Here is a 20,050-nt window from a genome sequence, read left to right as displayed (position 1 = left end):
CTATGGCAACAAAAAAACAAGAATTGCTCCCTGAGGAGGAAGCTCTGCAGGAAGCAGCCCCTCAGACTGATGTGAATCCGGAGCTTGAGGAGATGTCCCAGCCTGAAGACAGCTCCCCGGATACGGCACTGCCCCAGACTGACTCTGAAACTTCAACAGAAGGCGCCTCTTCAGAGGAATTCAGGGATGCAGAAGCGGCAGAAGCTCCCGTCTCCCAGATTGATATGGAAACAAATGACGGGCAGCCGCCTTCGGAGTCGGCAGAAGAAATATCTTCCCAGACGGATATGGAGAGTGCCGAAGACGACACCTCTTCAGAAAACGCATCGGACAAAACTACTCCCCAAGAGGGCTCCCCCCAGACTGAGCCGGAGAAAGTGAAAAAGCCCCGCGGGCGTAGGAAGACCAAGGAAAATCCATCCCAGTCTGACACAGAAGCGGATTCAGGAGAAGAGAATGCATCCGACGGCGTCGAAAAGGCGCCTAAGCCCAAAAGAAAGCGTGCGTCTGCTAGACCGGTTTCGCCGGTGCTGGCCATTGATGACCAGCTCAGCGTCGAGACAGATGCAGAAAAAGCAAAGAACGATTTGTTGGACTTACTGGAGTCCCAGAAAACCGGCCGCATTCTGACCGGAACCATCCAGGGTGTGGAGCGCCCCGAGGACAACCCCTCCCGTTCTTTCGCAGTCATTTACCACGGTGAGTTCAAAGTCATCATTCCTGCAGAGGAAGCGGTGGAGCCGCCAGCGGATTATCGCGGCAGGCTTCCGGAGGACGTGCTGCATTACATGCTTACCAAGCGACTGGGCGCGGAGGTGGATTATATCGTCAAAGGGATCGACCCGGCATCGGGCATTGCGGCGGCGAGCCGTTTGGATGCGATGAAGGCAAAACGCAAGCAGTATTATCTGGGTACGGACAGGGATGGGAACAACCTGCTCTACTCAGGTGTGTGCGCAGAAGCCAGAATCGTGTCGGTGATTCGTGCCGGCATTTTTGTGGACTTGTTCGGTCTGGAGATCTATATTCCACTCAGAGAACTCAGCTATCAGAGGTGGATGGACGCAGCGGCCCATTTCCAGCCGGGGCAGCGTATCCTGGTGAAGGTGCTGGAGGTGGACAGGAGCGACCGGAACCATGTCAAGGCAACAGCTTCGGTCAAGCAGTCTGGTGAGAACCCGTATGAAAAAGCGCTGCGCAGGTATTCCGTCGGCAATCGCTATGTGGGTACGGTCAGTATGGTGGACACCAACGGCGTATTTGTGGCGCTGGACGGCGGCATCGACTGCTTGTGCAGTTACCCCAAGCGCGGCCGCCCGCCCAGAGGGTCGAGAGTAACAGTACGCATACTGGGAATCAACCATGATTCCAACCGAATCTGGGGCGCCATCACCCATATCGCAGCGCCCAGATAGTATAGGAAACTCAATCTGAGAGAAAGGAGGAAATCCATGAACCATTGTGATCTCAGTCAGGCTGAGCAGAAGAAGCGCAAAGAAATTGCCGAGCATACCCGAAAGATGATCCTGTCCGAACTCAAAATTGAAAGTCAGGACGACATATCCCTGATGGCGGGATACCGGGATTATTATCTGCAGATTTCGTTTTCTGAGCTTCATCCACTTTTGGTGTTCTGTTTGGCCAAGGCACTTGAGAAACCGAGCACTGACAGACAGAGGCAGATGACAAACGAGCTGAATCTGCACAGCATCCTTGGCAGCCATGCCATCAATGATGAGGTCGGTTGCTATTCATACCGTGCGACCCAGTGGCTTGACGCAGAACTGGATGCACCGCGTTTTTTTGAGATACTTGACCGGTGCGTCGATGAGGCGGACCGTGGGTTCTACAAGCTTGCGGGTTAAGATGCGTTGTATTTCTCCATACTCAGTCGTGTAATGTAAGTAAAAGCGACAAAAGGAGGAATGCGTCATGAAAAAATGCGTATTATTTGTGGTACTGGCAGTGTTTCTGGCACTTACGGCCTGTTCCAAAGATGTGGGTACTTCGGATGACCATGGGCAGGAAAGTAAACATACCGCTCAGTCTCAGACAGAAAAAGAATCTGAAGATGAGGACCTGAAGGAGACTGCTCCAATAGAGGAACCAAAACCAGTTTCCCAGAGTGAGGCAAAAGAGGAGGTATCCCTTTCGGATCCGGTTCATGAAATGGATAAAAAGTCTGAGTCTGGGAAAGAGACGCAGAACCGGGCGGAGGAAAATGTTCCCGAACCAAAGCAGCCTGCCGCAGGCAATGGACAGGCCACGCCGGAGCCAAAACAACCGGAACCACCCAAACCCACAGAACCACCGGCAGAGCCGAAGCAGGAAGAAACTCCTGTATCTGCTGTCGAACCGGAGTCTCCGAAAACCATCTATGATTATGCGTTTGATGTAGAAGCCATACGCTCAGAGCTTATTGCACTTGGGCAGTCCATGGGTCTGACACATATTACGGATGATGATGGGATTCCATGCACACCGGATACCTGTTCCTGGGCTTCTCCGGTAACAGCGTCTGAATCCTTTCAGGGCAGTAACCTGAAACGGGTGCTTCAAAACTATGTAACCTCTATGCCGTCTACCATTGCTTCCTATGGAGGCACGCAGATTACCTGTTTTACCATTTATGTGCGGGACAACGGAGGAGGAAGCTATACATTTTATTTTCTATACTAAGCATAAGCCTGGCTCCCTGTATGATACGGGGAGCTTTTTTTGTGCCCAAAATTGAAAGGAAGGTAAACCTTAATGAAGAAGATCATCAAAGAAAAAGGCAAGCGCCTGCTTGCCGCATTTTTAAGTCTCCTGACCGTCATCGGCTTGATACCGACGACGGTTTTTGCTTTTACACCATCGGAGGGACAGACCGTATCCTCCTTTTATGGCGATTATTATGTCAGCGCGGACGGAAACTATTATTATTCCGCAAGTTCATACAGTTTTCTGGTGTATGACAGCGATGGCAATACTTCCGTGCAAACCATCTCTGCCGGAAATGCCAGAAAGAAATACATGATTTCCAATGGTTCAGAGAGCCGATTCGTGTATTGTATTGAGTCTGGCATTAATTACGGTACATCTGATAATGGATATAGATCCCAGAGCGGAAAGAACAGCGCATATTTTCAGAACCTCCCTTACAGCGCCCAGTATGGTATTATGCTGACCAGCGTGTATGGATGGCAGCCGGGGAAAAGCTCTCCTGTGTCAGGCGCTAACGAGGATGACTATGCGGTGGCTACACAGGTTCTTCTGTGGGAATACCAGCAGCAGCTCAGAACCAGCCCGCAGGATCTGCACGCCAATTCGGCAGGTATCCGTGCGGACAACTACCTGCGTACCATTCAGGGCCGCCCGGCGGAACAGTGCTATAACTGGATTTTAGGTCAGATGTCGCAGCATACGACCATTCCGAGCTTTGCATCGGGCAAAAGCAGTTCTGCACAGGTACATACGCTAAAGTATGACCCGGCAACCAAGAAATACTCCCTCACGCTAACAGATACCAATAATACGATGGCAGATCTTAAATTCAGCAGCAGTGATGGGATTACGGTAAGCCGTTCCGGAAACAAGTATACCTTCACCAGTAGCAAAATGATTACCAGCCCGGTATCCATCAGCGTGCAGAAGAATGTGCCTGGGGTGAAAAACGATATGTTGATCTGGGGCCGCGTCGGTTTCCAGACGATGATGTGCGGCGCCGATGATCCGGTAGTATTCTACATGAAGATTGATACGGAAACCTATGGTACCGGGCGCATCCGCAAGACATCAGAAGACGGCGTGGTATCCGGAATCAGTTTCCATATTTCCGGTAATGGTGTGGACAAGACTGTAACCACAAAGGAAGACGGTACAGTGGATATCCAGCTGATGCCTGGGACTTATACAGTAACAGAGCAGTCGATAGACCGCTATCTGCCGCAGGATACTCAGAAAATCACTATTGCCAGCGGACAGACTTCAACGGTAACATTTAACAATAAGCTCAAGCGCGGCTCTCTGGAGGTTATCAAATCTTCAGAAGATGATTTCGTGGAAGGCGTTACATTCCATTTATTTGGCACATCCCTCGCAGGTTTGCCCGTAGATGAGTATGCCATAACAGATGCTTCCGGTGTAGCGAAATTTGAAAATGTCTTGATCAGCGGAAATGAACCTTACACTGTGGAAGAAGTCGATACGGCAATCCGTTATGTCGTACCGGACAATCAGACAGCGCCGATTCAGTGGAAACAGGTGACAAAGAGAAACTTCGAGAATATCCTGAAAAAATTCCGGGTTGAAGTGGTCAAAACGGACCACGTAACCGGCTATGCTCAGGGCGATGCCAGTCTGGCAGGGGCGGTGTACGGTCTGTATCAGGGCGATGAGTTAATCGCTTCTTACACAACAGATGCCAATGGCTCCTTTATCAGTGATTATTTCATTTGTGATTCTAACTGGACGCTCCGTGAAATCAGCCCTTCTCCGGGATATCTTTTGGATGAGACCATTTATCCGATTCCGGCAGAACCTGGTAATTTTACGGTTGAACTGAACCAAATTCCGATAAATGTTACGGAACAGGTTATCATGGGTTGTATCCGCCTGATCAAACACATTGATTCAGAACTGGAGGATCCTGAAAGCACACCTGCAGCAAGAGAACAGGAAGCGGGTATGGTAATGCTTGCGGCCGTAAGCGTGGACGACCAGCCTGAAGAATCCGTAGACGGCGCTGATGTCCAGACTGAGGAAACTGTAAGCGGCAACGATGCCCAGACCGAGACAGAAAACACAGAACCTGAAGTAAGCGATGAAGAGGCTCAGGAACCTGAAGAATCCGGTACAGAAGAAAGTGCTGTCCCGGAAACTGAACCGGAAACGAATCCTTATGAGCCGGACCCGGTTCCTATGGACGAAATCGAAGCATCTGGACATGAAGGTATAATCGAACAGCCTGAGAAAGGTGCCAAGTTCCAGATTTACCTTGCCAGCGCAGGCAACTTTGAAAATGCCCGCGAAGCGGAGCGAGACGAGCTGATTACCGATGCAGACGGGTTTGCCATTTCCAAAGATCTGCCTTATGGCCGATATGTTGTCCATCAGACTGAGGGCATGGAGGGACAGGCATTTATTCCGGATTTCACGGTGTTTATCCGATCTAATGAGCAGACGTATTCCTATATCCTAAACAACCTGACCCAGTCAAGCTTTATCCGCGTGGAGAAGCATGATGCAGAAACTGGAAAAATTATTCCTGCAGCGGGAGTCGGTTTCCAGGTACGAGACCTGTCCACAGGAGAAATTATTTCCCAGACAGTGTATTATCCGACACCTGTTACCATCGACACATTTTTCACCAATGATGAGGGCTGGCTGATGCTCCCCTGTGAGCTTTCCTACGGCCAGTATGAGCTGATTGAACAGGAAACCTGTTTTGGCTATGTTTTGGACAGTGAGCCGGTGCCTTTCACGGTAGACGGCACACAGGATGTGGTCGTGGTCGAAAAGCATAATATGCCTCAGAAGGGCATCATCCATATCACAAAAACCGGCGAGGTCTTTGCTACCGTTGCGGAAATGGACGGTGTGGATAAGGATGGCGCAGAGATTATGTACCAGCCTGTTTATGAAATCCGCGGACTTGAGGGAGCAACCTATGAAATCCGTGCAGCGGAAGACATCTATACGCCAGACGGAACCTTAAGAGCCGCAAAAGGCGATGTAGTCGATACCATTACGACCGCCGGAAACGGAATTGCCTCCAGTAAGGAGCTCTATCTGGGGAAATATGAGATTCGTGAGACCGAGGCGCCTTTCGGTATGGTACTCAATCAGGAAAGCAAGCAGGTAGAGCTTGTATATGCCGGCCAGGAGATCGACGTAACAGAAGTTTCTTCGGGCTTCTACAATGAACGTCAGAAAGTCCAGATGAGTCTGGAGAAGATGCTTGAGGTGAACGAGATCTTTGGCATCGGCAATAACAATGAGCTTACCAATATCACATTTGGCCTGTATGCGGCGGAGGACATTACTGCAGCAGATGACACGGTTATCCCGGCAGACGGCCTCATTGAGGTTGTCTGTATTGATGCAGACGGCAACGGCGTGGTTAAAACGGACCTTCCTTTTGGAAGCTATTACCTGAGGGAGCACAGCACCGACGCCCATTATATTTTGAGCGATGAGAAGTATCCGATCACATTCTCCTACGGCAGTCAGGAGGACGCCGTTATTACGGTGAAGGCCAACGATGGCGAAGCCATTGTCAATGAGCTGATCTATGGCTCTGTATCCGGCATGAAAGTTGATGAAAATGGAGACGCACTAAGCGGCGCCAAGATTGGCCTGTTTGCACCTTCCGTTACAGAGTTTACGGAGGAGAATTCAATCCTTGTAACGACTTCTGCGGAAGATGGCGCCTTCTCCTTCAACGATATCCCATACGGAAAATGGATCATCAGGGAGATCGAGCAGCCGGAAGGTTTCGTGCTTTGCACAGAGCAGTTCCCGGTCGTAATTAACGAAGACGCGCAGGTAATCGAAGTGGAAATCACCAATGAGTTTATCCGCGGAAACCTGCATCTGACCAAGTTTGACAAGGATTATCCGGAGAACAAGCTCAGCGGTGCAGTATTTGAGGTATATCGTGATACCAACGGTAACAAAGAGCTTGATAAAGAGGATGAGCTGCTTGGTGTAATGGAAGAGACAGAGCCCGGTCAGTATGAGATGAAAGATCTCTTGTACGGCGGTGTGCTCATCAGAGAGAAGACAGCTCCGGACGGTTTCTATCTTGATGAAAATACCTATTATATCATGATTGACACCGATGGAAAGACCTATGAAGTCGAGAATGAGGCCGGCAAGGGCTTCTATAATCAGGCGTTCAGAGGCAACTTAAAGATTGTCAAGACTTCTTCCGATGGAAAAGTGGAAGGCTTCAGCTTCCGCATTGTCGGTGATAATTATGACAAGACGTTCCAGACTGATGCAAATGGTGAGATTTTTATCGAGAACCTGCGTGTGGGCAAGTATACTGTGACTGAAGTGGAGGACAGTGTCAGTGCAGGCTACAAGCGTCCGGATCCGGTAACGGTAGAGCTGGTGAAAGATGAAACATTGACGGTGAATGTTCATAACGATAAAGTCACTGTGGATGTGCCGAAGACAGGCGATAACTTCAACCCGTGGATTTGGGTTGGCTTGATTGCCGCCAGCACCGCTGGACTTGGTGCAAGCATCTTCTGGGCAAAAAAGCGCAGAAAGAAAACGGCAGAGACAGCAGAGTAAGAATATGTAAATGAACATAAAGGAGTCGGGCAGGAATTTTCTGCCCGATTCTGATTTTAGGAGGTAATGACCATGAGAAAAAAATTGTTAAAAGGGGCTTTGACAGTCCTCTCTCTCATCTGTATCCTCTGTATTCCGGTTACGCCGATCTATGCGGAGCCGCAGGGGACAGATGGGACGGAAATGCAGGTCATAGAGCCTGAGAAACTGGAGATTCAGCTTGGTGCAGACTGGGCTGGCGTAGAGTTTCAGCTGAAAACGGATTCCGGGCTGTATCCCGGTACCATAGCCGTCGGAGAAGATGGTGTTCTGAGAATGGAACTGGGCGGCAGCAAATCTTATGTGCTGACTTGTATGAATTCATCCGTATCTGCCCCAGAAGCGACGCAGGCCCCTGCCACAACAGAGGAAGCGCAAAATGAGAGCAATGCGGGACAGGAAAGCAATGAATCAAATAGCGGGCAAGATACAGAGGGCACAGTTGCCGGTATCCCAATCCTTCATCTGGTATTGTTTGCAGGCGGCATGGTCTTGGCCGTCGGCAGCCTGGTCGTAATGCGGGTGATGAAAAAACGCAGAGAAAGTGATGCGGAGTATGAGGATGAAGATGAATATGAGGATGATTAGTCCCAGACTGAGTCCAAAATACACGAAAAACCCTAAAAGGAATAATTTTATACAAAAATCAAAATAAATATTCCTATAAGGCTTGACATGTAGACTTTTGTTTGCTATACTATAACCGTGGCAGGGGCTTGCGTTCAGGCTCTCGGTACGTTTGTGGTATAGCGTCAGACCTGATTCAAGGGAATCAGGGAACCGTTACGGATTCTGCGCACTGAGCGGATCCACAACAACGCAAGTCAATTGAATATTAAGGCCGGAAGGCTGCTTAAATACTTACAGAGTCAATTTGCTGGATGAGACATTGAAATTCCAGTGCCTTGGCTCTGTATGCTTTTTTGCAGACCTTCCGGCTTTTTCTTTTATCCAAACGGAGGTAAGACGATGAAAAAACAAAAAAAGAAAAGAAAGGGATTTCAGGCAGGTTCCATGCGATGCCCTTATTGTGGCAGCCCGGTTATTTATAGAAGTGCTGATGGAATCTATCATGATAACAGTAAAAACACCATGCTCTATGTGTGCAGTCACTATCCGGAATGCGATGCCTATGTCCGTGTCCATGCCGGAACCAATATCCCGGTGGGAAGTCTGGCCAATCATGAGCTTCGCACTCTCAGACGAACCGCACATCATTATTTTGACCAGCTGCACCAGTCTGGAATGATGAGCAAACAGGACGCCTATCAGTGGCTGGCGGATTTGATCTGCGCACCATTATCGGAGGCACATATCGGTTATCTGGGCGAGTATTACTGCAAGCAGGTCATTGAGGAGAGTCGCAGGCTGTTGGAGCGCCAGAAATCCAGAAAGAACAGGTGCCGGTTTCAGGCATTAGAAGGGAGAGTGGCGGTTTCATGACACTGACTGAGAAAGAACGGGAAAAGATTGAAAAGAATATCGGTCTGATACATAAGGTGATTCGGGATAAGCTGCAGCCTCCATATCAGGTGGGTATGTATTCCTACGAGGATCTTTTCCAGATCGGCTGCATTGGGCTTTGTAAAGCAGCGTCAACAGACAAAGGCGGGACGTTTTCGACCTATGCCTACCGTTTGATCTGGCACCAAATCTGTGATGCCATGATTTATGCAACCAGGCGGCAGACGAAGGAGACCACCTGTGATGTGATGCCGTACATTGCTGCAAAACAGGAAAACCCAGAGGAGCTGTCGGATTTCCGCATGGATATCAAACGGGCACTCGAACAGGCAAAGGCTGATGCACCGCCTTCCACTAGGAAAGGCATTGATGCTATCTGCATGATGTCGAAGGGGTATACAAGCAGCGAAATTGGAGAAAAAATGGATGCTTCGGCAAAGCTTGTGTGTGCATGGGTATCCAAGGCACGGAAGTTTTTGAAGAGCCGGCCGGAGTTTGCACAGATTGCAGATGCCTATCACTTGGAATGATGACGGGCAGAACATAAGGGATGCTGACAGCCTTGTTTGGTTTTCAGCATCCCAATTTTTTATTTTGGAGGCAAATTATGAATATAAGAAAAAAGAATATTCGGATATGGCTGATTCCATTTCTTATTATGGCCATTACGCTGATTTTATTTAAGGCAGTATTTTTGTTGGGTTATGTGCCAACAGAGTCCATGGAACCGACGTTGAAAAAAGACAGCTATATCGTTGGAACTCGGATTTTCTCCAAACTTGAAATAGGCGATATCATTATTTTCTATCATGACGGGAAGCTGCTGGTGAAGCGTATTGCAGCGGCGGAGGGGGAATCGGTAGAGCATAACGGAGTCAGTCTGACAGTACCGGAAAACAGTTATTATGTTCTTGGAGATAATGCGGAGCATTCACTGGATTCGAGGTACTGGGAAGATCCTTTTGTAAAGCAAGAGGATATTGTGGCGAGATTGTTTTGGCCATAAGATTTTTTACTCCGCTTCATACGAAAACAGACATTATGAAATAGGCTGTATTTGAATTGGGTAGCAGTGTAGTTTTGACATTATAAATGAAAAAGAATAAATATGGGATATTACGAGGAACAATCTAGGAGCACATAGAAGATAATAGTAAGAAAAAAGCAGCCAACCGGCGTGGCCGCTTTACTTCTTGCTGTTCAGTTCCTTCATAATGCCGAGGAGATAAGCCATCGACTTGGGATCCAGTTTCTTTCCCTCTTCGATAAATTCCTGCAGAGCCTCCGGATAAGGATTTCCTTCATCGAAGAACTCCCGCGGTGTTACGCCCAAATATTCGCAGATGTAAAAAAAGGATTGCATGGCTGGAAGTGACTTTTTATTTTCGATGTTATTGATGTAGTTGTTTGCCTGTCCCAATGACAATGACATGTCGCGTGCAGATACACCCTTTTGTAATCGCAGTTTTGCCAGCCGTTCCGGGACGAAATCTTCATACATTGCCTTTACCTCCCATTCTCTAATAGATTGTACCTCACATATATGATTTATTCGCAAAAATAAAAGGGGTGTTTACGTTGACCTAAAAAAATAAATCTATTATAATTAGGTAAAATGAAAAAATAAAACTATCGAACGAGGGAGATACAATGAAAGGAAAGACATGTTGTATTACCGGGCATAGGGATGTGCCTGATAAAGAGATTAACAGCATAAAGAAGGCTCTGCATCAGGAAATAAAAAAAGCAGTGAAGGACGGATTCACTGTCTTTCTGTCTGGTTTTGCAGATGGTGTGGATCAATATTTTGCTGAGATTGTTTTGGAACTGCAGAAAGAAAACAGGAACTTAAAACTGATTGCAGTGCTTCCATACCGTGGCCGTGTGAAAGGCTTGAATCACAGGGTACAAACAAGAGCTTTGCTGAGTGCCTGCTCTGAGATGGTGGTAATTCAAGAGGAATATCAGCCCAACGTCTACTTACAGCGCAATCGGTATTTGGTCGAGCATTCAGACCGCGTGATTGCTGTGTACGATGGGAGGGAGAAAGGCGGTACGGTGAAAACAATCCGTTTTGCACACCGCCTCCAGAAAGAATTGCGTGAAATTCCGGTAGGACTAAACTTGGACAAAAAAAGGATAAATCTTGGATATAGTCGTGTATAGTAAGAGTGGAGATGTAGGCAAAACTATGATAAAATAAAATTTTTAAGGATTATTATATAAGCAAAACCCTAAGAGCGGGTTTGCAGATTAGTAAAAGAGATATGGGAAAGAAGGAAAAACAGATATGCTTAATAAAATACCAAATATGGACGATATGACCGCTTTAATCGGACAGTCTTTATATGACGTGTGGCAAAAGCTATGCGCTGCGATTGATGAAATGTACGATATGGACTGCATTTGGAACAGCGGCGGCAAGGCATGGACCTATGAATACAAATACCGCAGAGGAGGAAAAACACTCTGCGCTCTATACGCAAGGGAGAATTGTGTTGGCTTTATGGTAATACTGGGAAAGGACGAGCGAGTGAAATTTGAATCCGTCCGAAATGAGTATTCGGAAAGCGTCCAGAAGATCTACGATGACTCAAAAACCTATCACGATGGAAAGTGGCTGATGTTTGAGCCTGTTGATACATCTTTGTTTGGAGACTTCATGCAACTATTAGCCATTAAGAGAAGGCCGAACAGGAAATAGAAGGACGTGGAGAAGAAGATGGCAAAAAAATAGATCCAAAACAAACAAAACGTGCGATGGCTTTTGGATTATGGATGAATGCCCCGGATCCTTCACCGAATAAAGCATGTGAAATTCCGTTATCAGATATACAAAAACAGGAACTGTCGCATAGAGGTGTTCCAGATGTTTTTGTTACTGATATTTAGAGTAACTTCCTAATTTGAAGGAGAGACTTATGACGACAAAAATTCTGATTCACGGTTCTGGACATAAAGCGACAAGTTGGAAAACAACTATTTCTTATATGACAAGCAATGAGGATATCATGTGCCCAGATCTATTTACTATCCTTGAAGGGAAAGAAGCAAGTTATGCAAATCTATATTCCTCATTTGTAAAATATTGCGACAGAATTGACGGGAAAATTCATTTGTGTGGTATTTCATTGGGTGGCATTTTAGCGTTGAACTATGCTTTGGATTTTCCACAAAAGGTAAAAACTTTAGTTTTGATTGGTACGCCTCATAAGATTCCAAAGGTAGCATTTGGTATTCAAAATATAATTTTCAGATTTTTACCAAAATCTATTTTTGAAACTATGGCATTTGATAAAAAGGGCACGTTTGCTTTAGGAAGCTCTATGAAGGACTTGGATTTCACCAGCAGAGTGAATAATATGAAGTGCCCTGCTCTCATCATTTGCGGAAAGAAGGACAGCGCGAACATAAAATCAGCATATTACTTGTCAAAAAACATAAAAAGCGCAGAATTGAAAATTATTGAAAACACTGGTCATGTTGTAAATGAAGAAAACCCAAAAACCTTAGCAAAAATATTGACAGAATATTATTTGTTGAATGATTAAAAGCTTTCGTTTTTTGTCGATAGCCAGACTGGAAACGATAAGTCAGGAGGTAGTTAATATGATATCTGCAATTTATGAAAGGCGGAGCACAAGAAAATTTTTAGCAAGTGACATATCAAAAAGTGATATGACAGATATTATCCAAAGCGGAATGAAAGCGCCTTCGTCTAAAAACAGACAGCCCTGGAAGTATATTGTGGTACAAGGAGATGCAAAAGAAGAAATGTTAAGAGTTTTCCGTCAGGGAATTGAAAGGGAAGAAAATGAATGTGCATTCCTGCCTCAGAGCAAACGCTATATTGCTGCGGCGAAACATACTGTTGATGTAAATATTAAGGAGGAATATGTTTATGAGTGAAAAATTCCCGCAGGAAGCGGAGAAGATAATGGATGAAAGATTTGGGCACGATACCTTACTGTCACTTGCCACTACGGACCAAAACATCCCGTATGTGAGAACGGTGAATGCTTATTATGAGGATGGCTGTTTTTATATCATCACATACGCTGCCTCCAACAAGATGAAGCAGATAGGTAATAACCCCATAGTAGCGGTGGCCGGCGAATGGTTCACGGCGCATGGCAAAGGGATAAACCTTGGGTGGTTCTGCAAAAAGGAAAACCATGAAATGGCCCAAAAGCTGAGACAGGAATTCAGCGAATGGATTGATAACGGACACAATAATTTTGATGATGAAAATACGATCATCTTATGTGTTCAATTAACAGAGGGAATTCTTTTCTCTCATGGCACGAGATATGACATAGATTTCGCTGGTAACTGATTGCAACCTGCAGAAGCCATGTCTGTGCTATTGTAATTGGAAAGGGGGACTGTGAATCAGTATGTTGGATTTGAAGGATATAAATTATATGCCAGATATATTTGAAATAAGTGATTACATTGGTAATCCGCTGTTTGATCAGTTTTGTGAATTTATGGATAGAGAATATAAAGCATTGCGTAAAATTGAATACAGCAAGGACGTTTGGGCCCGCGGATGGAATATAAAGTTGAGAAAAGCAGGAAAATCTTTATGTGTAATCTATCCCAAAAAGAATTACTTCACTGTGCTGGTGGTTATCGGCAATAAGGAGAAAGAAAAGGTTGAAGGAATATTGTCTCAATTATCTAATGAGGTGCAGACAATCTACCGTGAAACAAAAGAAGGCAACGGACAAAGGTGGCTTATGATTGAACTGCATTCAAATGATTGTATATATCAGGACACCTTGAAGCTGATCCGCATTCGCAGAGAAAGTAAATAAAAAAACAGAATCATTGAGGGAGGTGTCTCTATGACAGAGTTAGAAAAATGTATGGCCGGCGAATTATATAATTGTCATGATGAAATCTTTCTGCAATATAAGAAGCAGGCAAAAGAGCTGCTTGACATTTATAACAGACTGACCTATGACCAGAAAGAAGAGAAGAAAGGGATTTTACATAAGCTGTTCGGCGGGATTGGAACAAACGTGTCGGTAGGGGCGCCGTTCCTGTGTGATTATGGGTGTAATATTATTACCGGCAGCAATGTGTCGATCAATATGAACTGCTCTTTTATCGACTGCAATCAGATAAAAATCGGAAATAACGTCATGATTGCTTCCAATGTGCAGATTTATACGGCAACGCATCCCGTGGAACTGGCAGAACGCCTGACACCAGACTGGACCCCGGAGAGCGGAAAGCATTTCTGCCAGGTATATGCGCTGCCGGTTGAAATCGGGGATGGATGCTGGATCGGCGGTGGCGTCATCATACTCCCCGGGACTAAAATCGGGGCTGGCAGTGTGATTGGAGCAGGAAGCGTTGTTACCCGGGATATCCCGCCAAATTGCGTGGCGGTCGGAAATCCATGCAGAGTGATTCGCAGAATTAACGGGGAACCAAAGCATGATTAAATTGGTGGCATTTGACTTGGATGGGACAATCGGAGATACGATACCAATGTGTATAAAGGCATTCAGACAGGCAGTATCCCCCTATACAGGGCATTTGCTGACAGACAGGGAGGTTGTTGAAACCTTTGGATTGAACGAGATTGGAATGATAAAATCCATCGTTCTAGAGAAATGGAAGCAGGCGTTATGTGATTTCTATTTTCTATATGAAAAACTGCATCATGAATGCTCCGAGCCTTATGAAGGCATCCCGGATTTGATTGCCGCTCTGCGGGCAAAAGGATTTATCCTGGCACTGATAACGGGAAAGGGCGAAAGAAGCTGCCGGATTACTTTGAATGAGTTTGGGATGGAACATGATTTTGACGAAATCCTGACGGGCAGTGAACATGAAAATGTTAAGGCGCAGTCATTGAAGCTGCTGCTAAAAAAATATGATTTGCTTCCCGCGCAATGTCTATATATAGGGGATGCGGTTTCAGATGTGTCTGAGGCCGGAAAAGCCGGGGTCATATGCTTGTCTGCTTTGTGGGGAACAACTGCAAAGGCAGAAGAATTGAAAAGCATCAATGCCGATTATATTTTTGAAACGGTTGGAGAATTAAAAAATTACTTGATGAAAAATACAAACCAGGAACCGGAGGAGGTGCCAATACCATGAAAGGATTTAACCGACAAAATCAATTATTTTCCCTTTGTGGCTTGAACTGTGGGCTTTGCCCCATGTTTTTGAATAAATATTGCCCCGGCTGCGGGGGCGGCGAGGGAAATCAGTCCTGTAAAATTGCAAGATGTAGCATGGAGCATAACGGTGTGGAATACTGCTTTCAGTGTGATGAATACCCTTGTCCAAAATATGAGCATATTGACGACTATGATTCTTTTATAACGCATGGAAACCGAAAAGTTGATATGAAAAAGGCCCATCAGATTGGAATGGAAGCCTATAACGCAGAGCAGGAAGAAAAGGCACGTATCCTGGACATTCTACTTGCCGACTACAATGACGGGAGGAAAAAGACGCTGTTCTGTGTGGCAGTTAATCTGCTGGATCTGCAAGACCTGCAGGCGGTACTCAGGCAAATTGAGAACAGAGCCGATTTGGATACACTGACGCTCAAAGAAAAAAGCGCTTTTGCCGCAGGACTGCTTCAGGAAGCGGCAGCAAAGAACAATATTGAGTTGAAGTTGCGAAAGAAAAAGTGAGGACTTCAATACTGCAATTATTTAATAAAGTATTGAAAAGGATAGAGAATATAGATAAATGAACGTAATAAACGCCCCTTTGCAGAAAAACAAGTGATGTTCTGCAAAGGAAATCAGATATTAATTATGGAGGTATGCTTGTAAATGGATAAATGGTTCACGATTGACCAGATTGATGAAGATACATATATTATCAGCGAATACCGGCATTGGGAGGAGACGCATTGCTATCTTTTAAATGGCTCCAGCCGCAGCTTATTGATTGATACGGGTCTAGGAATCTGCAATATTTATGATGAAGTAATGAAGCTGACAAATAAGCCTGTTACGGCCGTGGCTACCCATATTCATTGGGATCATATTGGCGGCCATAAGTATTTTTCGGACTTTTATGCCCATGCGGAAGAATTGAGCTGGCTGAACGGTGAGTTTCCGCTGACAATAGAAACAATCAGAGAGATGGTGGCAGACCGCTGCGATTTACCAGACGGTTACGATACAGGCACTTATGAGTTTTTCCAGGGGACGCCAACAAAGGTACTGGAGGATGGAGAGAACATTGAATTAGGTGGACGGAATATACAGGTATTGCATACCCCGGGCCATGCTCCGGGGCATATGTGTTTCTGGGAATCAGACAGAGGTTATCTGTTTACCGGAGACTTGGTTTACAAGGACACTTTATTTGCCTATTATCCGTCAACAGACCCGGACGCATACCTTGCTTCTCTTGAAAAGATTTCGGAGCTTCCAGTCAAACGGGTTTTTCCTGCGCATCATAGTTTGGATATTCAGCCGGAGATTTTAAGCAGAATGAGAAATGCGTTCAGGCAGTTACGAGAAGATGGTAAATTACATCACGGCAGCGGTACATTTGACTATGGAGATTGGGCAGTATGGTTATAAAGAGAAGGAAGCAGTATAATTTCATTTAGTTGTGTGCTATACAAAAGGCTTTATCAGAACTAAAGACAGCGAAAGAGGCTTGAAAGGAGCATTTATATGAAGTATGTATGTACAGTTATATCGGTAGCGGATATCAGCGCCGCAAAAAAGTTTTATGAGGAACTGTTCGGGCTAGAGGTCTATCAGGATTACGGAAAGAATATCGCTTTTACCTGCGGTCTGGCATTACAGCAGGATTTTGACTGGCTGGTAAATATACCAAAGGAAAAAGTATTGAAGAAATCTAACAATGCAGAAGTCGTCTTTGAGGAACAGGACTTTGACGGTTTTCTGAACAGGCTAAAAGAATATCCTGAGATTGAATATCTGGGAGAAGTCATTGAGCACAGCTGGGGACAGCGCGTAATTCGGTTCTACGATCTGGACGAGCATCTCATAGAGGTTGGCGAGGATATGAAGATGGTGATAAAACGGTTTCTTGCTTCCGGTATGTCTATGGAAGAAGTTTCTGCGAAAATGGACGTATCTATTGAGGATTTGACAAAACTTCTGAATAGTTAATGTGTAGCGGGCATATAAACAAAATGGAATTTACGGAGGTTTCGCATGAAAAATAAGGATATTGCAAAATATTTCTATGAAGTTATTATTTCGGATAATTTACTTGATGAAATTTCTAAATATATATCGGAGGACTGCGTTCAAAGGATTGGAGAAAAAAATGTTCATAGGAATAGACGGAATGAAAGAACACCTATTAGCATTGAAAAAAACGTATCCTGATTACACTATGAAAATTATCCGTCAATATGAAGTAGATGATTATGTTATTTCAGAATTTATTATGAAAGGCACTCATAAGGGAGAATTTCTCGGAATAACACCCACAAATAAGGTTTTAGAAATTACAGGGGTGGATATTGATAAAATTATAGATGGAAAAATCGTGGAACATGGTGGTGCTACAAATACTTTTGAAACTTTTTTTGAACACCATTTGATTAAGTCTGTATGAAATATAAATTCCAGCTTGTAGGGCTGGAAAATCCCTGTTTGTAGAAAACAATAAATACAAAGATAAATTATCATTTTCGTAGGAGGTTTTTAATGAAAATAGAAATAGGGAAAGTGTTCCCGCAGTATTTCAAGCCCTCATATCCAGAGGAATTTGAACTGTTTTCCCATTTAGAAACAACGGCGGCAATTCCTACGGTTTTATTTGCAATTACCACATGGAAAGAAAACGAAAAGCCGAATGTCTGCTTCCACGCATGGAGTTGCTTTCATGGTGATAAAACGGCTTTCTTTGCGGTTATGGGAAACCTCTATCAGCATACCCATACCTATGCAAATATCCAAAGAGAAAAATGCTTTTGTATCAATTTTCTTCCAATAAGCTATTACGATAAGCTGATAAAAACAATTAACCATAATGACTATGAAGCTGATGAATTTTCAGTAGGAAATTTTTCTCTTGTAAATGCCAAGACCATTCATGCTCCAATGATACAGGAGGCATTTGTAAACATAGAGTGTACTTTACAAAGAACACAAGATTTAAGCGGTGCAGGTATTACTTCCATGATTATCGGACAGGTACAGCATATTTCCGTTGAGGAAGAATATGCACAGGGCTATGAAAAACGATATGGAAAAGACGGATTTATGATGTTAGTCCCTGCCCCACAAGACTTAAAAACAGGAGAACCTAATCAATCAGCGATTGCTACGATAAATATTGAAAAGTATGACTGATAAATCGAGAATTTGGAGCAGGACATTATGTTTGAAGGCGGAAGAAATGTTTTTGTTGCTCATTGTTTTCTCAATCAAAATTCCATTTCTGACGGAACTGCTTAAAATGAAAAAGGTGGATATGCGTTTGTACGACTTTGGCAAATAAGGTGAACTTGACAAAGCTTGTAAAATGCCCAAATAGTGTTCAACCAAAAAGGAGAGGCCGATGATTATATTTATTTTAGTAGCAGAAATAGCCGCATGGGTTGCCTTTACATTCGGATTTAGTTTCATAGGTACACAGTTTAATAGCGCAAAGCGTCTCAAAAAGCAGTTATGGAATGGGCGTATTGACAAACTCGGAAAAGCACCATTTTCATTGTTTATGCGGGCTTATGATAAAAAAAGTTACATTCAGTCATTTTTAATGGTGCTTATCTGCAATGCTCCGGGTCATGTTGTGATGTTTCTCCTGGGCTATATAAAAATTGGATTAGTGATGATTTTGATTCAACCGTTCCTACAAGGTGCAGTTGTGGGTATGGGGGATGATAAAACCAGACTCTGGGGCGTTACTACGTCCATGTTTGAAGTAACCGGCTTTATCATATCTATCTGTCTTGGTTCCTGGGGCGCATTAAATTTATGGTGGATTTCTGCACTGTTTTTAATTCTGAATGCGCTGATTGAAGCAGGCGGTGTTTTAATTGGGGTTCGAGGAGTTCCCGGCGCACAAGCAGTAAAGAATAAAGAGTATATTGAATGAAGAAAAGTACCATGCAGAGCAAATCATTCACCAAACTGTGGGTTAGAAACGAATGAATGTTTTTATTGAGAATTTAGAAAAGTTGCTGTATAACTGAGCGGGGAAAAATCAGAAGTTGGAGGAAAATGTATCTATGGCAAATGAATATAAAGTAATTGATGAAAAAACATGGGATAGGGCAATGCACTGTATGATTTTTAGAGACAGTGTTGAACCAGCATTTTGCGTAACCTTTGAAGCAGATATTACAAGATTTAGGCGCATGGTAAAGGAGCAAGGACTTTCTTTTACATTGGCAATGGTACATGCAGTTTGCAAATGTGCAAATGAAATAGAGGCGTTTCGTTATCGGTTTGTTGACGGACAGATTGTTTTGTTTGAAAAGATAGATACTGCATTTACATATCTTAATCAGGAAACAGAATTGTTCAAGGTAGTCAATGTACCTATGATAGATGATCTGAAAGAATATTGTGAACTGGCAACAAAAGTGGCAAATGAACAGAAAGAGTATTTTACGGGACCTTTAGGAAATGATGTGTTTCAATGTTCTCCCATGCCGTGGGTAACATATACGCATATTTCCCACACTAATTCGGGTAAAAAAGATAATGCAACACCGCTTTTTGATTGGGGAAAATATTATGAGAAAGATGGAAAACTTTTGATTCCAATTTCTGTGCAGGCACATCATTCTTTTGTAGATGGTTTGCATATCGGACAGTTTGTGGAAAAATTGCAAAAATTGTTAAACGAATGGTGATTAGGAGTTAGGAGATGCAATAATGAAAAAGATTACCACTTTTTTAGTACTTATGTTACTTATTATATCATTGTCTGCTTGTTCATCAGACTTTGATGGAAGCAGAACAGGAAACGACACTCAACTAATTATGGAATATACAGAATTTAATACTACTGATACTCAAGATTTGGTTGTTGAAGCCGGAAATATTATTCATGCAGAAATTGTGGTTGAGGATGGCCATTTATCATATAAAATTCAGAAAGATGACGAGGAACCTATCGCTGAAAGTGAAGGCATTTTCTTTTCGGTAGAATATGATTTTGATGTAGAAGAAAGCGGAACATATACAGTAACTGTAACAGGAGAAAACGCAAAAGGGAGTGTAAAATTCGTCGTTGAGAGTGCCGAGTAATAATTGGCGTAAATTAACAAATATTGGTTTGT

General features: G+C 44.1%; 24 protein-coding genes and 1 pseudogene. 24 read left to right on the top strand and 1 reads right to left on the bottom strand.

The genetic code is table 11. The annotated features are described in order from the left end of the window. The first annotated feature begins 2 nt into the window (after positions 1-2). From EFA47_RS15350 to lepB, 8 genes are all read left to right on the top strand, one after another. Positions 3-1,415, top strand: coding sequence for a S1 RNA-binding domain-containing protein (locus tag EFA47_RS15350; protein WP_016295713.1), 1,413 nt, complete (start codon positions 3-5; stop codon positions 1,413-1,415). A gap of 36 nt (positions 1,416-1,451) precedes the next feature. Beyond that, a complete protein-coding gene (locus EFA47_RS15345; RefSeq protein ID WP_016295714.1) occupies positions 1,452-1,865 on the top strand; it encodes a hypothetical protein in 414 nt (137 codons plus the stop codon). A 67-nt stretch (positions 1,866-1,932) separates the two neighbouring features. Further along, positions 1,933-2,679 (top strand): hypothetical protein, encoded by a 747-nt coding sequence (locus tag EFA47_RS15340; protein ID WP_122644047.1) that lies wholly within the window; start codon positions 1,933-1,935, stop codon positions 2,677-2,679. Positions 2,680-2,751: 72 nt separating this feature from the next. After that, positions 2,752-7,284 carry a SpaA isopeptide-forming pilin-related protein gene (locus EFA47_RS15335; protein WP_122644046.1) on the top strand — a complete coding sequence of 1,511 codons (4,533 nt, stop codon included), beginning with the start codon at positions 2,752-2,754 and terminating at the stop codon, positions 7,282-7,284. Between the two features lie 72 nt (positions 7,285-7,356). Then, a complete protein-coding gene (locus tag EFA47_RS15330; protein WP_122644045.1) occupies positions 7,357-7,911 on the top strand; it encodes a hypothetical protein in 555 nt (184 codons plus the stop codon). Between the two features lie 381 nt (positions 7,912-8,292). Then, positions 8,293-8,766 carry a DUF3268 family zinc-finger domain-containing protein gene (locus EFA47_RS15325; RefSeq protein WP_122644044.1) on the top strand — a complete coding sequence of 158 codons (474 nt, stop codon included), beginning with the start codon at positions 8,293-8,295 and terminating at the stop codon, positions 8,764-8,766. Beyond that, positions 8,763-9,317 (top strand): sigma-70 family RNA polymerase sigma factor, encoded by a 555-nt coding sequence (locus EFA47_RS15320; protein WP_122644043.1) that lies wholly within the window; start codon positions 8,763-8,765, stop codon positions 9,315-9,317. The genes EFA47_RS15325 and EFA47_RS15320 overlap by 4 nt, the downstream gene beginning before the upstream one ends. Before the next feature lie 77 nt (positions 9,318-9,394). After that, positions 9,395-9,793 (top strand): signal peptidase I, encoded by a 399-nt coding sequence (gene lepB, locus EFA47_RS15315; protein WP_164690025.1) that lies wholly within the window; start codon positions 9,395-9,397, stop codon positions 9,791-9,793. Between the two features lie 180 nt (positions 9,794-9,973). Here the strand turns inward: lepB and EFA47_RS15310 are convergent, their stop codons facing one another. Next, a complete protein-coding gene (locus EFA47_RS15310) occupies positions 9,974-10,288 on the bottom strand; it encodes a helix-turn-helix domain-containing protein (RefSeq protein ID WP_016295721.1) in 315 nt (104 codons plus the stop codon). Positions 10,289-10,437: 149 nt separating this feature from the next. Here EFA47_RS15310 and EFA47_RS15305 point away from each other — a divergent pair, with 149 nt between their 5' ends. The 16 genes and pseudogenes from EFA47_RS15305 (at position 10,438) to EFA47_RS15230 (ending at position 20,018) form a co-directional block, all read left to right on the top strand. Further along, the gene (locus EFA47_RS15305) at positions 10,438-10,953 is read left to right on the top strand and encodes an SLOG family protein (protein WP_122644041.1); all 516 of its coding nucleotides are present in this window, start codon (positions 10,438-10,440) and stop codon (positions 10,951-10,953) included. 124 nt (positions 10,954-11,077) lie between these two features. Then, positions 11,078-11,491, top strand: a complete 414-nt coding sequence (locus EFA47_RS15300; protein ID WP_122644040.1) for a DUF3788 domain-containing protein — start codon at positions 11,078-11,080, stop codon at positions 11,489-11,491. A gap of 217 nt (positions 11,492-11,708) precedes the next feature. Beyond that, positions 11,709-12,338 carry an alpha/beta fold hydrolase gene (locus EFA47_RS15295; RefSeq protein ID WP_122644039.1) on the top strand — a complete coding sequence of 210 codons (630 nt, stop codon included), beginning with the start codon at positions 11,709-11,711 and terminating at the stop codon, positions 12,336-12,338. Between the two features lie 58 nt (positions 12,339-12,396). Further along, on the top strand, positions 12,397-12,696 hold the full coding sequence (locus tag EFA47_RS15290) for a nitroreductase family protein (protein WP_122644038.1): 300 nt from the start codon (positions 12,397-12,399) through the stop codon (positions 12,694-12,696). After that, entirely contained in the window at positions 12,689-13,123 is a 435-nt protein-coding gene (locus EFA47_RS15285; protein ID WP_122644037.1) for a pyridoxamine 5'-phosphate oxidase family protein, read from the top strand. The genes EFA47_RS15290 and EFA47_RS15285 overlap by 8 nt, the downstream gene beginning before the upstream one ends. Before the next feature lie 88 nt (positions 13,124-13,211). Further along, positions 13,212-13,607 (top strand): DUF3788 domain-containing protein, encoded by a 396-nt coding sequence (locus tag EFA47_RS15280; protein ID WP_235853274.1) that lies wholly within the window; start codon positions 13,212-13,214, stop codon positions 13,605-13,607. A 30-nt stretch (positions 13,608-13,637) separates the two neighbouring features. Further along, complete coding sequence (locus EFA47_RS15275) at positions 13,638-14,243, top strand: sugar O-acetyltransferase (protein WP_023042639.1); 606 nt, start codon at positions 13,638-13,640, stop codon at positions 14,241-14,243. Next, positions 14,236-14,904 (top strand): HAD family hydrolase, encoded by a 669-nt coding sequence (locus EFA47_RS15270; protein WP_122644035.1) that lies wholly within the window; start codon positions 14,236-14,238, stop codon positions 14,902-14,904. The genes EFA47_RS15275 and EFA47_RS15270 overlap by 8 nt, the downstream gene beginning before the upstream one ends. Beyond that, complete coding sequence (locus tag EFA47_RS15265) at positions 14,901-15,449, top strand: DUF3795 domain-containing protein (RefSeq protein WP_016295730.1); 549 nt, start codon at positions 14,901-14,903, stop codon at positions 15,447-15,449. Before EFA47_RS15270 ends, EFA47_RS15265 begins: the two co-directional genes overlap by 4 nt. A 144-nt stretch (positions 15,450-15,593) precedes the next feature. Then, positions 15,594-16,355, top strand: coding sequence for an MBL fold metallo-hydrolase (locus EFA47_RS15260; protein WP_122644034.1), 762 nt, complete (start codon positions 15,594-15,596; stop codon positions 16,353-16,355). Positions 16,356-16,451: 96 nt separating this feature from the next. Further along, positions 16,452-16,916: a VOC family protein gene (locus tag EFA47_RS15255; RefSeq protein ID WP_122644033.1), complete on the top strand. Its 465-nt coding sequence runs from the start codon at positions 16,452-16,454 to the stop codon at positions 16,914-16,916. A 45-nt stretch (positions 16,917-16,961) separates the two neighbouring features. Beyond that, a pseudogene (locus EFA47_RS15250) lies at positions 16,962-17,370 on the top strand (ester cyclase). Positions 17,371-17,462: 92 nt separating this feature from the next. Next, the gene (locus EFA47_RS15245) at positions 17,463-18,110 is read left to right on the top strand and encodes a flavin reductase family protein (protein WP_122644032.1); all 648 of its coding nucleotides are present in this window, start codon (positions 17,463-17,465) and stop codon (positions 18,108-18,110) included. Between the two features lie 208 nt (positions 18,111-18,318). After that, positions 18,319-18,858: a hypothetical protein gene (locus tag EFA47_RS15240; RefSeq protein ID WP_122644031.1), complete on the top strand. Its 540-nt coding sequence runs from the start codon at positions 18,319-18,321 to the stop codon at positions 18,856-18,858. Positions 18,859-18,991: 133 nt separating this feature from the next. Beyond that, positions 18,992-19,621 (top strand): CatA-like O-acetyltransferase, encoded by a 630-nt coding sequence (locus EFA47_RS15235; protein ID WP_122644030.1) that lies wholly within the window; start codon positions 18,992-18,994, stop codon positions 19,619-19,621. A gap of 22 nt (positions 19,622-19,643) precedes the next feature. Beyond that, the gene (locus tag EFA47_RS15230) at positions 19,644-20,018 is read left to right on the top strand and encodes a hypothetical protein (RefSeq protein WP_122644029.1); all 375 of its coding nucleotides are present in this window, start codon (positions 19,644-19,646) and stop codon (positions 20,016-20,018) included. The last annotated feature ends 32 nt before the right edge of the window (positions 20,019-20,050 follow it).

Source organism: Luxibacter massiliensis (genome assembly GCF_900604355.1).
Taxonomy (GTDB): domain Bacteria; phylum Bacillota; class Clostridia; order Lachnospirales; family Lachnospiraceae; genus Luxibacter; species Luxibacter massiliensis.
Note: the sequence above shows the minus strand (reverse complement) of the source record. Positions and strands in the feature narration are given on the sequence as shown.

Excerpts from the sequence above, each read along its gene's own strand:
- EFA47_RS15350 (WP_016295713.1), top strand. The coding sequence starts at position 3 with ATGGCAACAAAAAAACAAGAATTGCTCCCTGAGGAGGAAGCTCTGCAG.
- EFA47_RS15345 (WP_016295714.1), top strand. The coding sequence starts at position 1,452 with ATGAACCATTGTGATCTCAGTCAGGCTGAGCAGAAGAAGCGCAAAGAA.
- EFA47_RS15340 (WP_122644047.1), top strand. The coding sequence starts at position 1,933 with ATGAAAAAATGCGTATTATTTGTGGTACTGGCAGTGTTTCTGGCACTT.
- EFA47_RS15335 (WP_122644046.1), top strand. The coding sequence starts at position 2,752 with ATGAAGAAGATCATCAAAGAAAAAGGCAAGCGCCTGCTTGCCGCATTT.
- EFA47_RS15330 (WP_122644045.1), top strand. The coding sequence starts at position 7,357 with ATGAGAAAAAAATTGTTAAAAGGGGCTTTGACAGTCCTCTCTCTCATC.
- EFA47_RS15325 (WP_122644044.1), top strand. The coding sequence starts at position 8,293 with ATGAAAAAACAAAAAAAGAAAAGAAAGGGATTTCAGGCAGGTTCCATG.
- EFA47_RS15320 (WP_122644043.1), top strand. The coding sequence starts at position 8,763 with ATGACACTGACTGAGAAAGAACGGGAAAAGATTGAAAAGAATATCGGT.
- lepB (WP_164690025.1), top strand. The coding sequence starts at position 9,395 with ATGAATATAAGAAAAAAGAATATTCGGATATGGCTGATTCCATTTCTT.
- EFA47_RS15310 (WP_016295721.1), bottom strand. The coding sequence starts at position 10,288 with ATGTATGAAGATTTCGTCCCGGAACGGCTGGCAAAACTGCGATTACAA.
- EFA47_RS15305 (WP_122644041.1), top strand. The coding sequence starts at position 10,438 with ATGAAAGGAAAGACATGTTGTATTACCGGGCATAGGGATGTGCCTGAT.
- EFA47_RS15300 (WP_122644040.1), top strand. The coding sequence starts at position 11,078 with ATGCTTAATAAAATACCAAATATGGACGATATGACCGCTTTAATCGGA.
- EFA47_RS15295 (WP_122644039.1), top strand. The coding sequence starts at position 11,709 with ATGACGACAAAAATTCTGATTCACGGTTCTGGACATAAAGCGACAAGT.
- EFA47_RS15290 (WP_122644038.1), top strand. The coding sequence starts at position 12,397 with ATGATATCTGCAATTTATGAAAGGCGGAGCACAAGAAAATTTTTAGCA.
- EFA47_RS15285 (WP_122644037.1), top strand. The coding sequence starts at position 12,689 with ATGAGTGAAAAATTCCCGCAGGAAGCGGAGAAGATAATGGATGAAAGA.
- EFA47_RS15280 (WP_235853274.1), top strand. The coding sequence starts at position 13,212 with ATGCCAGATATATTTGAAATAAGTGATTACATTGGTAATCCGCTGTTT.
- EFA47_RS15275 (WP_023042639.1), top strand. The coding sequence starts at position 13,638 with ATGACAGAGTTAGAAAAATGTATGGCCGGCGAATTATATAATTGTCAT.
- EFA47_RS15270 (WP_122644035.1), top strand. The coding sequence starts at position 14,236 with ATGATTAAATTGGTGGCATTTGACTTGGATGGGACAATCGGAGATACG.
- EFA47_RS15265 (WP_016295730.1), top strand. The coding sequence starts at position 14,901 with ATGAAAGGATTTAACCGACAAAATCAATTATTTTCCCTTTGTGGCTTG.
- EFA47_RS15260 (WP_122644034.1), top strand. The coding sequence starts at position 15,594 with ATGGATAAATGGTTCACGATTGACCAGATTGATGAAGATACATATATT.
- EFA47_RS15255 (WP_122644033.1), top strand. The coding sequence starts at position 16,452 with ATGAAGTATGTATGTACAGTTATATCGGTAGCGGATATCAGCGCCGCA.
- EFA47_RS15245 (WP_122644032.1), top strand. The coding sequence starts at position 17,463 with ATGAAAATAGAAATAGGGAAAGTGTTCCCGCAGTATTTCAAGCCCTCA.
- EFA47_RS15240 (WP_122644031.1), top strand. The coding sequence starts at position 18,319 with ATGATTATATTTATTTTAGTAGCAGAAATAGCCGCATGGGTTGCCTTT.
- EFA47_RS15235 (WP_122644030.1), top strand. The coding sequence starts at position 18,992 with ATGGCAAATGAATATAAAGTAATTGATGAAAAAACATGGGATAGGGCA.
- EFA47_RS15230 (WP_122644029.1), top strand. The coding sequence starts at position 19,644 with ATGAAAAAGATTACCACTTTTTTAGTACTTATGTTACTTATTATATCA.